General features: G+C 52.5%; 10 protein-coding genes. 3 read left to right on the top strand and 7 right to left on the bottom strand.

The genetic code is table 11. The annotated features are described in order from the left end of the window. Positions 1–337: 337 nt before the first annotated feature. The 6 genes from glcA to glcD form a co-directional block, all read right to left on the bottom strand. Positions 338–2,020 (bottom strand): glycolate permease GlcA, encoded by a 1,683-nt coding sequence (gene glcA / locus FTE26_RS15210; RefSeq protein WP_000259287.1) that lies wholly within the window; start codon positions 2,018–2,020, stop codon positions 338–340. A 354-nt stretch (positions 2,021–2,374) separates the two neighbouring features. Then, on the bottom strand, positions 2,375–4,546 hold the full coding sequence (gene glcB / locus FTE26_RS15205; RefSeq protein ID WP_000084055.1) for a malate synthase G: 2,172 nt from the start codon (positions 4,544–4,546) through the stop codon (positions 2,375–2,377). 21 nt (positions 4,547–4,567) lie between these two features. Next, the gene (locus FTE26_RS15200; RefSeq protein ID WP_000853256.1) at positions 4,568–4,972 is read right to left on the bottom strand and encodes a GlcG family protein; all 405 of its coding nucleotides are present in this window, start codon (positions 4,970–4,972) and stop codon (positions 4,568–4,570) included. Between the two features lie 4 nt (positions 4,973–4,976). Next, complete coding sequence (gene glcF / locus FTE26_RS15195) at positions 4,977–6,200, bottom strand: glycolate oxidase subunit GlcF (protein ID WP_001194666.1); 1,224 nt, start codon at positions 6,198–6,200, stop codon at positions 4,977–4,979. Between the two features lie 10 nt (positions 6,201–6,210). After that, complete coding sequence (glcE, locus tag FTE26_RS15190) at positions 6,211–7,263, bottom strand: glycolate oxidase subunit GlcE (protein WP_000943059.1); 1,053 nt, start codon at positions 7,261–7,263, stop codon at positions 6,211–6,213. Continuing rightward, complete coding sequence (glcD, locus tag FTE26_RS15185; RefSeq protein ID WP_000026117.1) at positions 7,263–8,762, bottom strand: glycolate oxidase subunit GlcD; 1,500 nt, start codon at positions 8,760–8,762, stop codon at positions 7,263–7,265. The genes glcE and glcD overlap by 1 nt, the downstream gene beginning before the upstream one ends. 250 nt (positions 8,763–9,012) lie before the next feature. Here glcD and glcC point away from each other — a divergent pair, with 250 nt between their 5' ends. Beyond that, positions 9,013–9,777: a transcriptional regulator GlcC gene (gene glcC, locus FTE26_RS15180; protein WP_001297764.1), complete on the top strand. Its 765-nt coding sequence runs from the start codon at positions 9,013–9,015 to the stop codon at positions 9,775–9,777. A 6-nt stretch (positions 9,778–9,783) separates the two neighbouring features. On the opposite strand, the gene yghO is transcribed toward glcC, so the two are convergent. Further along, positions 9,784–10,926, bottom strand: a complete 1,143-nt coding sequence (gene yghO, locus FTE26_RS15175) for a protein YghO (RefSeq protein ID WP_000388786.1) — start codon at positions 10,924–10,926, stop codon at positions 9,784–9,786. A gap of 403 nt (positions 10,927–11,329) precedes the next feature. Between yghO and FTE26_RS15170 the strand changes: the two genes are divergently transcribed. Both FTE26_RS15170 and FTE26_RS15165 read left to right on the top strand, forming a co-directional pair. Further along, positions 11,330–13,018: a fatty acyl-AMP ligase gene (locus FTE26_RS15170; protein WP_001345956.1), complete on the top strand. Its 1,689-nt coding sequence runs from the start codon at positions 11,330–11,332 to the stop codon at positions 13,016–13,018. Continuing rightward, a complete protein-coding gene (locus FTE26_RS15165) occupies positions 13,015–13,929 on the top strand; it encodes an NAD-dependent epimerase/dehydratase family protein (RefSeq protein WP_001077186.1) in 915 nt (304 codons plus the stop codon). The genes FTE26_RS15170 and FTE26_RS15165 overlap by 4 nt, the downstream gene beginning before the upstream one ends. The last annotated feature ends 24 nt before the right edge of the window (positions 13,930–13,953 follow it).

Genomic DNA, 13,953 nt, shown 5'->3' with positions numbered 1-13,953 from the left:
TTGATGTCTGGCTGGCTATTTTTACGAAATTTCAATAAACAAAAAATTAACAACATTTCACAACGCAACTATATAAATTCGTTGGTAGTTTTAACGATTAAGATTGCAAAAGCAACAGATAGAACGGTGTTTGCTCATCAAGCGAACATAATTAATACAGACTTGTTTTGCGTGATAAAAAAATAGATGCTCTCACGCTCTTAATTATTTAGCAGGTTATCTGAACACAAAACATTATTGCCGCATGGATAATAAAGCGAGAAATAATTTTCAATTAATAAGACAGAATAATGTAAATGAAGCCGGATGATATTAACGATCATCCGGCATTATTGATTTACGAGACCAACATTCCAGTAAACACATACGCCTGCAACAACGTGATAACGCCGATAACGCTGGCAAAAATCAGACTGTGCTTCACGGTGTAGCGGAACAGTTCAGATTCTCGGCCCACCATGCCCGTCGCGGCGCAAGCCACGGCGATAGATTGCGGGGAGATCATCTTGCCAGTTACGCCGCCGCTGGTATTTGCTGCCACCAGCAGAGTGTCAGAGACGTTGATTTGCTGCGCCGTGGTCGATTGCAGTGAACCAAACAGGGCGTTAGAGGAGGTGTCCGAGCCGGTAAGGAATACGCCCAGCCAGCCGAGAAACGGTGAGAAGAACGGGAACATCACGCCTGTACCTGCCAGTACCAGCGCCAGCGTGGTGGACATGCCGGAATAGTTGGTGACGAAGGCGAACGCCAGCACCATGCCAATCGACAATATCGGCCACTTCAGACTAATTAGCGTTTCGGCAAAGACGCCAATACCTTTCTTGATGCCCACGCCGAGGATGAAGATAGAGATAATCGCCGCAATAAAAATAGCGGTGCCGCCAGCCGAGAGAGGGTCGAATTTAAACACCGCATCCATTGGCGTTGGTTGGGCGACAATGGGTGCCGCTTTCAACACTTGTTGATGCAAATGAGGGATCTGGAAATTAATCACCAGTGAATAAAACGCGCCGCCCGGAGCAAATAACGCTTTAAACGGCTTCATGGTCCAGATGGTGACCAGCACCGTTAAGATTAAAAACGGTGACCACGCACGAATGATTTGCCCCAGACTATATTCTGAAGGCACGGGACCGCCAGAAGATGGCTTATTTACCACCATCGCACCTGCGGATTGTCCCATGCTGATTGCCGTTTCGGTATTTTTCGGCCGCCAGACTTTAAGGAATAAAGCGAGTGCGACGATACTCACCAGCGCCGAAGTAATATCCGGCAGTTCCGGACCAATATAGTTAGAGGTAAAGAACTGAGTGACAGCGAAGCTTCCCCCAGCAACCAGCGCCGCTGGCCACGTCTCTTTCACCCCTTTCCAGCCGTCCATCATTGCTACCAGCCAGAACGGCACAAGAACCGACAGGAACGGTAACTGACGTCCCGCCATTGCGCCAATGTGGAACGGATCGATTCCCGTTACCTGACCGGCGACCAGAATCGGCACGCCCAACGCACCAAACGCCACCGGCGCAGTATTGGCAATCAGACACAGCCCCGCCGCGTATAACGGTTTGAAGCCCAGGCCCACCAGCAGCGCACCGGTAATCGCCACCGGCGCACCAAAGCCAGCCGCTCCTTCCAGCAACGCACCAAAGGAGAAACCAATCAGTAACACCTGCAAACGCTGATCGTCGGTGATGGAGATAACCGAGCTGCGGATAATATCGAACTGCCCGCTGGCAACGGTTAATTTATAGAGGAACACCGCCGCGACAATAATCCAAGCAATAGGCCATAATCCATAAATAAAGCCATAGCCCGCAGCAGCAAAAGCCATATCAATCGGCATTTTAAAGGCGAATATTGCAATCAGGATAGATAATATAAGGGTTATTGCTCCAGCGACATGTCCTTTCAGACGTAATACCGCGAGTGCAACGAAGAAGAATATTATCGGGATCAGGGCGACCAGAGCGGATAGCCCCAGTCCTCCCATTGGCATATACATTTGGGTCCAGGTAACCATATTGTTCAGTCTCTTATTATCTTTATATGCTTGATATACTTAAGGTTGTAATAAGCAAGAGAGGACTGAACTGTAAAATATAGACGTTATACTTTACAGCAACAGTACGCCGCTAACGCAATTGCTACCTCTGGCATAACAAGTATATCGGGTAAGGGTTTCTGTTCCGCACACGCAGGCGCAGAGTATCGTTAAGATGTCCATATTGTTGTTTTAGGCCCGCTAGTAATGCGCTACGGGTATTTAATATTGTTAAACCCTGATAATCGCTCCGGTTATTTCCGGGATAAATGTACTACCGCAGTTACTATCATAGCCCCGACAATAAAACTTGCCGGGGCTTTTTTGACGCTATTAATGACTTTCTTTTTCGCGTAAACGCCAGGCGTGTAATAACGGTTCGGTATAACCGTTTGGCTGTTTCACGCCGAGGAAGATCAAATCGCTGGCAGCTTTAAAAGCACACGAGTTAGCGAAATTCCCCGCCATCGGACGATAAGCCGGATCGCCAGCGTTTTGCTGATCAACCACTTTCGCCATATTCTCCAGCGACGCCTGCACCTGTTCTTTGGTCAGAATACCGTGACGTAACCAGTTGGCGATATGCTGGCTGGAGATACGCAGCGTTGCGCGGTCTTCCATCAGCGCCACATTGTGAATATCCGGCACTTTTGAACAACCAATCCCCTGCTCCACCCAGCGCACCACGTACCCCAGAATCCCCTGCACGTTGTTATCCAGCTCTTGTTGGATCTCTTGCGCCGACCAGTTAGCGTTTTCAGCAACCGGAATAGTCAGCAGATCGTCCAGCAGCGGTTCAAATTCAGCATTAAACTCGGTCTGGGCAATGTTGGCTTGCACGCTCTGTACGTTGGTTTGGTGGTAGTGCAGCGCATGGAGCGTAGCAGCGGTTGGTGACGGAACCCAGGCTGTGTTTGCCCCGGCACGCAGTTGGTCGCCCTTCTGGCTGTACATGTCTGCCATCAGGTCCGGCATTGCCCACATGCCTTTACCGATTTGCGCTTTACCGCGCAGCCCACAGAACAGGCCGGAAAGCACGTTATTACGCTCGTAGGCTTTGATCCACGGCGTCGATTTCATCTGATTTTTACGCAGCATCGGGCCAGCTTCCATCACCGAATGCATTTCATCGCCGGTACGGTCGAGGAAACCGGTATTGATGAACGCCACGCGGTTGCGCGCCTGAGCGATACAGCTACGCAAGTTCAGCGAGGTCCGACGTTCTTCATCCATAATGCCCATTTTCAGGGTATTCGGTGCCATACCGAGCATTGTCTCAATGCGGGTAAACAGTTTGTTGGCGAACGCCACTTCCTGCGGACCGTGCATTTTCGGTTTCACAATATAGACGCTGCCAGTGCGCGAGTTTTTCTGCACTTTTAAATCATAGAGGGCAATCGCGCCAGTCATGACGCCATCAAGAATGCCTTCCGGGATTTCATTGCCTTCGCTGTCCCAAATCACAGGAATGGTCATCAAATGACCCACGTTGCGGATAAACAGCAACGAGCGTCCGTGCAGAGAAATTTCAGAGCCATCGGCGGCGGTGTACTGACGATCATCATTCAGTTTACGCACGATTTGACGACCGTTTTTATCCATTTTCTCTTGCAGAGTCCCCTGCATCAGGCCCAGCAGATTGCGGTACAGCAGGATTTTATCTTCCGCATCAACCGCCGCGACCGAATCTTCGCAGTCGAGAATGGTACTGATGGCCGCTTCGACGATAACATCGTTGATGTGCGCCGGATCGTCTTTGCCAATCCGCCCGTTGGCATCAATTTGCAGTTCAATATGCAGGCCGTTATTTTTCAGCAAAATGCAGGTCGGCGCAGCGGCATCGCCACGGTAACCGACAAACTGCGCCGGGGTACGTAACGTGGTTTCTTTACCATTTTTCAACTGGATGCGTAATTGTTTATCGACCACCTTAAACGCCACCACATCCTGATAGCTGCCGTTTTCCAGCGGTAGAGATTCATCGAGGAAACGCCGAACCCAGGCGATAACCTGCTCACCGCGTTGCGGATCGTAGCCGCTGACCATCGCCCCTTCCTGCGGGATGATGTCGCTGCCGTATAACGCATCGTACAGTGAGCCCCAGCGAGCGTTCGCCGCGTTCAGCGCGTAGCGGGCGTTCATTGCCGGAACCACCAGCTGTGGCCCCGCCTGACTGGTGATTTCGCTGTCAATGCCCGTGGTTTCCACCGTCACGCGCTCCAGTTGCGGCACCAGGTAGCCCAGTTCACGCAGGAAAGATTTATAGGCCGCTTTATCTTTTACCGGCCCCGGATTGCTGCGATGCCACTCATCAAGCGCCGCCTGAATGCGATCGCGTTCTGCCAGCAACTGACGATTTTCTGGTGCCAAATCGTGAACGATTTCATCAAAATTGCGCCAGAACGCCGCAGCGTCCAGCCCTGTTCCCGGTAAAACTTCTTCATCCACAAAACGTTTAAAATTGGCGTCAATGCGTAAACGGCCCTGGGTTATGGTTTGACTCATTGTTTATCTCCTCGTTTTCGCTTATTTCGCCAACACCGCTGCTGCCGCTTTCGCGACCTGCGCATCCTGTGCTCCGGTTAAACCAGAAACGCCCACGGCACCAATAATTTGCCCATCAACAACAACCGGTACGCCACCTTCCAGCGACGTCAGTAACGGCGCAGTCACGAACGCGGTACGTCCGTTGTTCACCATCTCTTCATAGCCCTTAGTTTCACGACGCCCCAGCGCGGCGGTACGCGCTTTCTCCTGGGAGATGTAAGCCGCAATCGGCGCGCAATCGTCCATGCGACTTAACGCCAGCAGATGACCGCCGTCATCGGCAACAGCAATGGAAACAGACCAGTTATTTTTCTGCGCCTCTTCCTGACCTGCGGCAATAATTGCACTCGCCATTTGCTGGCTAAGAATGACTTTAGTTTTCATTTTTTTATTCCTTTTCAAGGGCTTGTTCTACAATTTCAATCCAGTGACGCACAGAGGTACGACCGGCGCTCGCCAGATGCGTCTGGCAACCAATGTTGGCGGTGACGATCATTTCCGGTTTGCCGCTTTCCAGCGCATTCATTTTGTTATCCCGCAGCTGGCGTGCCAGATCGGGATGCGTTAACGCATATGTTCCCGCTGAACCGCAGCACAGATGGCTGTCGGGAACGTCCGTTAAGGTAAATCCAAGACGAAGCAACACTTTTTCCACTTCGCCGTTCAGCTTTTGCGCATGTTGTAGGGTACACGGGCAGTGGAAGGCCAGTTTTTTATCGCCGCGAACTGCCAGTTTTTCCAGCGGTTCCTCGCGCAGAAGCTCGACTAAATCGACCGCCAGTTCACTGACTTGACGCGCTTTATCGGCATATAACGCATCGTTTTTCAGCATCTGCCCGTACTCTTTGACAAACGCGCCGCAACCGCTGGCGGTTTGCAAAATTGCCTCGGCACCTGCTTCAATCGCGGGCCACCAGGCATCAATATTATTGCGCGCCCGCGCCAGCCCTTTCTCCTGCGCATTAAGATGATAGTCCACCGCGCCACAACAGCCTGCTTCGTTAGCTGACATGACGCTGATCCCCAGACGATCCAGCACTCGCGCAGTTGCCGCGTTGGTGTTGGGCGAAAGCGTAGGCTGGGCGCAGCCTTCCAGCATTAAAACCCGACGCTTATGGCGCAGCGGCGGACGCGGTTTAGCTTTCACCGTTTCGGCAGGCAGTTTTGCTCTGACCTGTTCCGGTAAAAACGGTCGCAGCACCAGCCCTACCTGCGTCAGCGCACGGAAGACAGCCGGACGCGGCACTACCTGGCGCAATCCTTCGCGCAGTATTCGCTCCGGCAGTGGGCGTTTCACTTTCTGCTCGACAATATCACGCCCGATATCCAGCAAATTGTGATAGCGCACACCAGAAGGACAGGTGGTTTCACAATTGCGGCAAGTGAGGCAGCGATCAAGATGCTCCTGTGTTTTAAGCGTGACTTCGTTGCCTTCCAGCACCTGTTTAATCAGATAGATGCGCCCGCGCGGCCCGTCCAGTTCATCGCCCAGAAGCTGATAGGTTGGGCAGGTTGCGGTACAAAATCCGCAGTGAACACAGGCGCGCAGGATGCTGTCGGCTTCCAGCGCGCGCGCGTTCTGCCGCATCTCTTCAGTTAATTGGGTTTGCATAGCCTGCTCCTCAAAGTTCCGCGTACATGCGACCGGGGTTAAACACGCCGCAAGGGTCGAGCTGCTGTTTAAGCTGCTGGTGATAGCGGAATAAAGGAGCCGATAGCGGGGCAAAGCCACCATCTCCGGCACTAAAGCGGGTCGCATGACCGCCAGCGTTGCGGGCGATGCGATGGATTTGATTGTCCTCGGCTGTCGATTTCAGCCAGCGTAACGCTCCGCCCCAGTCGATCAGTTGCTCGCCGGGTAAATCCATCATCGGCGCATCGCTGGGTAATGAAATGCGCCATAAGGTACCTGGTAACGAGAAGAACGGCAGTTGTTGTTCACGCAATTGCTGCCAGAACTGACCCGCAACCTCTTCGCCCCCCAGCAGTTCACGCGCCGCTTTTACCGATCCTTCGCCGCCCTCAAGGCGGATCCACAACGCATTGTCGAAGTAACATAAGCCACTAATAGGTAGCGGCTGGAGTTGCCACTGGGCGATTTCGTTCATGGCTTCTTGCAGGCTGATTTCCCGACGCAGGCTCAGGGAGGCGCGCGGTCGCGGTAACACTTTCATCGAGATTTCAGTGAGCACGCCAAGACAACCGTAGCTTCCGGCCATTAACCGTGAGAGATCGTATCCGGCAACGTTTTTCATCACTTCGCCACCAAAACGCAGATGTTTTCCAGCGCCGGTAATGATGCGCGTGCCGAGGACAAAATCGCGGACCGAACCGCTCCACGGGCGACGCGGCCCCGCCAGCCCGCAGGCGACCATCCCACCCCAGGTGGCTTCTTCACCATAATGCGGCGGCTCGCAGGGAAGCATTTGCCCGGCGCTCTCCAGCGCCGCTTCAATCGCCACCAGCGGCGTTCCGGCACGCGCGGTTATCACCAGCTCGGTCGGGTCGTAATTAACAATGCCGCGATGACAACGCACATCCAGCGTTTGCCCGGTGACAGGGCGACCTAAAAAGGCTTTGCTATTGCTGCCCTGAATCACCAGCGGCGTTTTATCGCTAATTGCCTGATTCACCTGCTCCAGCAGCGCCTGGCTGTAATCACACTCGCGTAGCATCAGAAACGCTCCAGTTCAGGGAAAGGTAAATGACCGTGATGCACATGCATGGCACCAAATTCAGCACAGCGGTGTAGCGTGGGAATGTTTTTCCCAGGGTTCAGCAAACCATCGGGGTCAAACGCCGCCTTGACCGCATGGAAGGTCGTGATTTCATCGCTGTTGAACTGGGCGCACATTTGATTGATTTTTTCTCGCCCGATGCCATGTTCCCCACTGATGCTGCCGCCAACTTCAACGCAGAGTTCGAGGATCTTCCCACCCAGCTCTTCCGCGCGGGCAAATTCACCGGGTTCGTTGGCATCGAAAAGGATTAACGGGTGCATGTTGCCATCTCCGGCATGAAAGACGTTGGCAACACGTAAATCATATTGCTGCGATAAACGGGCAATGCCTTCCAGTACGCCAGGCAGGGCGCGACGCGGGATGGTGCCATCCATGCAGTAGTAATCCGGGGAGATACGTCCTACCGCCGGGAACGCATTTTTGCGACCGGCCCAGAAACGTACGCGCTCTGCTTCGTCCTGTGCCAGACGGACGTCAGTCGCGCCCGCTTTCAACAAGATGTCGTTAACCCGCTCGCAGTCTTCCTGTACGTCAGACTCCACGCCGTCCAGCTCGCATAACAAAATTGCTTCGGCGTCGACGGGATAACCGGCATGAATAAAATCTTCCGCCGCGCGGATCGACAGGTTATCCATCATCTCCAGCCCGCCGGGGATAATGCCATTGGCGATGATGTCACCAACTGCAAGTCCGGCTTTTTCTACCGAGTCAAAGCTGGCTAACAGAACCCGCGCCACGGGCGGCTTCGGCAGCAGTTTTACCGTCACTTCGGTGGTCACGCCGAGCATACCTTCCGATCCGGTGAACAGAGCCAGCAGGTCAAAACCAGGTGAATCCAGCGCGTCCGATCCCAGCGTCAGCGCCTCGCCGTCCAGCGTTTGCACTTCAATTTTCAGCAGGTTATGTACGGTCAGACCATATTTCAGGCAGTGGACGCCGCCGGCATTTTCTGCCACGTTGCCGCCAATGGAACAGGCGATTTGTGAGGAAGGGTCCGGTGCGTAGTAGAGATTATGCGGTGCAACGGCCTGGGAGATCGCCAGGTTACGCACGCCTGGCTGCACGCGCGCGCGGCGACCAACGGGGTTAATGTCGAGGATCTCTTTAAAGCGCGCCATCACCAACAACACACCTTTTTCCAGCGGCAGCGCGCCACCAGAAAGCCCGGTGCCTGCACCACGGGTCACCACCGGTACACGCAGGCGATGGCAGACAGCAAGAATCGCTGTCACCTGTTCCATTTGCTTAGGCAGAACAACCAGTAATGGACGCGTGCGATACGCGCTCAACCCGTCACACTCGTAAGGAATGATCTCCTCATCGGTATGCAGGATCTCAAGTCCAGGGACATGCTCACGCAGTGCCATCAGTACCGATGTGCGGTCGACATCGGGTAAAGCGCCATCAAGACGCTCTTCGTACAAGATGCTCATGAGTAGGCTTCGCTTTGTTGTGTTGTGTGGCAGCTGATTTTTGCGCGCTGCTTCTGTGAACAGTTATTAAGCGGGCTTTTCGTTTTCGTCTATCTCTTTAGCTACCGGTCAGACCATTTTTTTTCCAGCTCTGTGACCTTGCCTTGGTTAACTCAATGTTAAATTGATGTAACATAATCACTTACGTGATGTGCGTGTTTTGCGAGTTAAGAACAGAAAAATTGGTCCTACCTGTGCACGAGGTCCGGGAATGAAAGATGAACGTCGCCCTATTTGCGAAGTGGTTGCAGAGAGTATCGAACGGTTAATTATCGACGGCGTACTGAAGGTCGGTCAGCCACTTCCCTCGGAACGTCGACTGTGTGAAAAGCTCGGCTTCTCACGCTCCGCACTGCGTGAAGGGCTGACCGTGCTGCGCGGGCGCGGGATTATTGAGACGGCGCAGGGTCGCGATTCTCGTGTCGCACGGCTTAATCGGGTGCAGGACACCAGCCCGCTGATCCATCTGTTCAGTACGCAGCCGCGAACGCTGTACGATCTGCTCGACGTTCGCGCATTACTGGAGGGCGAATCGGCAAGGCTGGCGGCAACGCTGGGAACGCAGGCTGATTTTGTTGTGATAACCCGCTGTTATGAAAAAATGCTCGCCGCCAGTGAGAACAACAAAGAGATTTCGCTGATCGAACATGCGCAGTTGGATCACGCTTTCCATCTCGCCATTTGTCAGGCTTCTCACAATCAGGTGCTGGTGTTTACGCTGCAATCATTGACCGATCTGATGTTTAATTCAGTGTTTGCCAGCGTAAATAATCTCTACCATCGACCACAGCAAAAAAAGCAGATCGATCGCCAGCATGCGAGGATCTACAACGCGGTGTTGCAGCGGCTGCCGCACGTCGCCCAGCGCGCAGCACGCGATCATGTGCGGACCGTGAAAAAGAATCTCCACGATATCGAGCTGGAAGGCCACCATTTGATTCGCTCGGCGGTGCCGCTGGAGATGAACCTGAGTTAGCTGGTATTAAATCTGCTTTTCATACAATCGGTAACGCTTGTACGGCTCCGCCCCAATGCGTTCCAGCATGTTATTCATGCCTGTATTGGTTTCGAGGATCCATGACATCTCCAGCGCATCGATCTTCCGGCGGGCAAACGGATCGCGTAAGGCTTCAATCAATAACAGCGCAATCACCGGGCCGATGCGGCTGAACTGATACTCGTCGCGCACGCCCATCAGCGGTACTCGCGCAGTTCGCACACCGCTGACTTTCAAACGCCACAGCAATTTTGCCCAGCCGAAGGGAAAGAGCGATCCGTTCAGATCGGCAATCGCCTCGTTGATGTTCGGCAAGCCGACAATAAACGCGCAGGGTGCAGAATCAATCTCAGCGATATAGATCATATCGTCCGGCACCAGATATTTAAGTTGATCGCCCATGGTCGCGAATTCATGTTCGGTAAACGGCACAAATCCCCAGTTGTGCTGCCAGCCAGAGTTGAAAATCTCACGCAGGATCTGCATTTCTTCGGCAAACCGCTGACGATTGATGCAGCGAATGGTCACCTTTTTGCGCACCTGATCCATCAGTTTTTTTAGCGCCGGAGAGAAAGTGAGATCGGTTCGCTGCATCCACCACGCCAGTAAATCAATGCCTTTGTGATAACCCAGTTGTTCAATATGCGCGGCATACCACGGTTTGCCGTGTGGCATCATCGCACAGGGTGGTGTGTCAAAACCTTCAATCAGTAATCCGCTTTCCTGATTGATATTCAGGCTGAAAGGACCGCTGATCTTACTTGCACCTTGTGACTTCAACCACGCTTCCGCTGCGCCAAACAACGCGGCAAAAACCTGCGGATCATCAATGGCGTCAATCATGCCGAAATGACCGGTATCTTCACCGTAACGCTCACGGTGCAAGGTATCTATTTGCGCGGTAATACGCCCAACTATCTGCCCCGCTTTTTTTGCCACCCACGCCTGCCAGATGATATGGTCCGTCCCCGGATTTTTCGCAGACAAATGCTCGTTGCGTTCTATGAATAAAGGGGGTATCCAGTTTGGATCGTCGGGATAAAGTGATGACGGAAAAGCGATAAATGCCTTAAGGTCATTTTTATTAATTACTTTTTCAATTTTAATCATCAGCAGATCGCATTCCATATCTCTGTGGATAACAAATAATTAACGGTGAAAAACAGGTTGCAACAGCAACGAACGACACCTTAATAATCAACCCAATGAATACAAACAAAGAATAAATAGTATTTATTAATGATTATGATAAGGTTAGAGACTACACAGAAGCGCCTCAATGCCTTTTGTCGATTTAAGGCGACCGGACAAGGCTTCTTCTTAATATATTCATAAATTAAATATCATTCACAATAAAAACAAAAAACTTAAACTCATTATTTAAATCAATGTTCATTTTCACACCGATGAAAATACTATCTCATTTATCTTTTATGCCTATATAATCCACCGCATTATTGTCATTTTATTTTTGATATCCAATTTTTTCGTGGTGTATATGTCTAATAAAATCTTTACGCATTCCCTACCTATGCGCTATGCCGATTTTCCAACGCTGGTTGATGCTTTGGACTACGCCGCTCTGAGTAGCGCCGGAATGAATTTTTATGACAGACGTTGCCAACTTGAAGATCAACTGGAATATCAGACGTTAAAAACGCGTGCCGAAGCTGGTGCGAAGCGGTTGTTATCGCTGAACCTGAAAAAAGGCGAACGCGTGGCGCTGATTGCCGAAACGAGTAGCGGGTTTGTAGAGGCTTTTTTTGCCTGTCAGTATGCTGGCTTAGTCGCCGTCCCGTTGGCGATTCCAATGGGCGTCGGTCAGCGGGATTCCTGGAGCGCCAAACTCCAGGGTTTACTGGCAAGTTGCCAGCCCGCAGCCATTATCACTGGTGATGAGTGGTTGCCACTGGTCAATGCCGCGACGCATAACAACCCCGAATTACATGTTTTAAGCCACGCCTGGTTTAAGGCATTACCGGAAGCCGATGTTGCGCTCCAGCGTCCAGTTCCGAACGATATCGCCTACCTCCAGTACACCTCCGGCAGCACCCGTTTTCCCCGTGGCGTCATTATCACCCATCGCGAAGTGATGGCTAATCTACGTGCTATAAGCCACGATGGCATTAAATTACGCCCTGGCGACCGCTGCGTCTCCTGGCTGCCTTTCTACCATGATATGGGACTGGTCGGCTTTCTCCTGACCCCCGTCGCCACGCAACTTTCAGTAGATTATTTGCGCACTCAGGATTTTGCCATGCGTCCTTTGCAATGGCTTAAATTGATCAGTAAAAATCGCGGCACCGTTTCCGTTGCGCCGCCGTTTGGCTATGAATTGTGCCAACGCCGCGTGAATGAAAAAGATCTCGCTGAACTGGATCTTTCCTGCTGGCGCGTCGCTGGTATTGGTGCTGAGCCGATCTCCGCAGAACAACTCCATCAATTCGCTGAATGTTTCCGTCAGGTTAACTTTGACGATAAAACGTTCATGCCGTGCTACGGACTGGCAGAAAATGCGCTGGCTGTCAGCTTCTCTGATGAAGGCTCTGGGGTTGTGGTTAACGAAGTGGATCGCGACATCCTCGAATATCAGGGTAAAGCCGTCGCGCCGGGTGCAGAGACACGCGCCGTATCGACTTTCGTCAACTGCGGCAAAGCGTTGCCGGAACATGGTATTGAAATCCGCAATGAAGCAGGTATGCCGGTCGCGGAACGTGTGGTAGGCCATATTTGCATCTCCGGCCCCAGTCTGATGAGCGGTTACTTTGGCGACCAGGCTTCGCAAGACGAGATTGCCGCGACGGGCTGGTTAGACACCGGCGACCTCGGTTATCTGCTGGACGGTTATCTGTATGTCACCGGACGTATTAAAGATCTGATTATTATTCGTGGCCGTAATATCTGGCCGCAGGATATTGAATATATTGCGGAACAAGAACCGGAAATTCATTCTGGCGATGCGATTGCTTTTGTTACCGCCCAGGAAAAAATCATTTTGCAGATCCAGTGTCGGATCAGCGACGAAGAACGTCGCGGGCAGCTTATCCACGCGCTGGCAGCACGGATCCAAAGCGAATTTGGCGTAACAGCGGCTATCGATCTGTTGCCGCCCCACAGTATTCCCCGAACATCCTCCGGCAAGCCTGCCCGTGCGGAAGCGAAAAAACGTTATCAGAAGGCTTATGCTGCAAGCCTTCATGTGCAGGAATCCCTGGCATGAATCAAACTGTCGCGGTGACGGGCGCTACCGGGTTTATCGGTAAATATATTATCGATAACCTGCTCGCCCGCGGCTTTCACGTTCGCGCATTGACGCGTACTGCCCGCGCTCACGTCAATGATAATCTCACCTGGGTGCGCGGTTCGCTGGAAGATACTCATTCACTTAGCAAGCTGGTTGCCGGAGCCAGCGCAGTGGTCCATTGCGCCGGGCAAGTGCGCGGGCACAAAGAAGAGATTTTCACCCGCTGTAACGTTGACGGCAGCCTGCGCCTGATGCAAGCAGCAAAAGAGAGCGGCTTTTGCCAACGTTTTCTGTTTATCTCTTCGCTGGCGGCGCGCCATCCCGAGCTCTCCTGGTACGCAAATTCCAAACACGTCGCCGAACAACGTCTGACTGCAATGGCTGACGAAATTACGCTGGGCGTTTTTCGCCCGACAGCCGTGTATGGTCCCGGCGATAAAGAGTTAAAACCGCTGTTTGACTGGATGCTGCGCGGCCTGCTGCCACGACTTGGTGCGCCAGATACACAGCTCTCTTTCCTGCACGTCACCGATTTCGCGCAAGCAGTGGGTCAGTGGTTAAGCGCCGAAACTGTACAGACGCAAACCTATGAATTATGCGATGGCGTCCCCGGCGGCTATGACTGGCAACACGTACGACAGCTTGCCGCCGACGCCCGTTGTGGTTCCGTGCGAATGGTTGGTATTCCTCTGCCGGTACTCACCTGCCTTGCGGATATCAGTACCGCGTTGAGTCGCCTGGCAGGTAAAGAACCTATGCTGACCCGCTCGAAAATTCGTGAATTAACCCACGCCGACTGGTCGGCAAGTAATAACCGTATTTCTGAAGATATTAATTGGTTTCCCGGGATTAGCCTGGAACAAGCATTACGCAACGGGCTATTTTGATTGTCTTGTTTAAAGGTGTGTTAA

Origin of the sequence: Escherichia sp. S10b (assembly GCF_028421345.1) — a bacterium.
Taxonomy (GTDB): Bacteria; Pseudomonadota; Gammaproteobacteria; order Enterobacterales; family Enterobacteriaceae; genus ECMA0423.
Note: the sequence above shows the minus strand (reverse complement) of the source record. Positions and strands in the feature narration are given on the sequence as shown.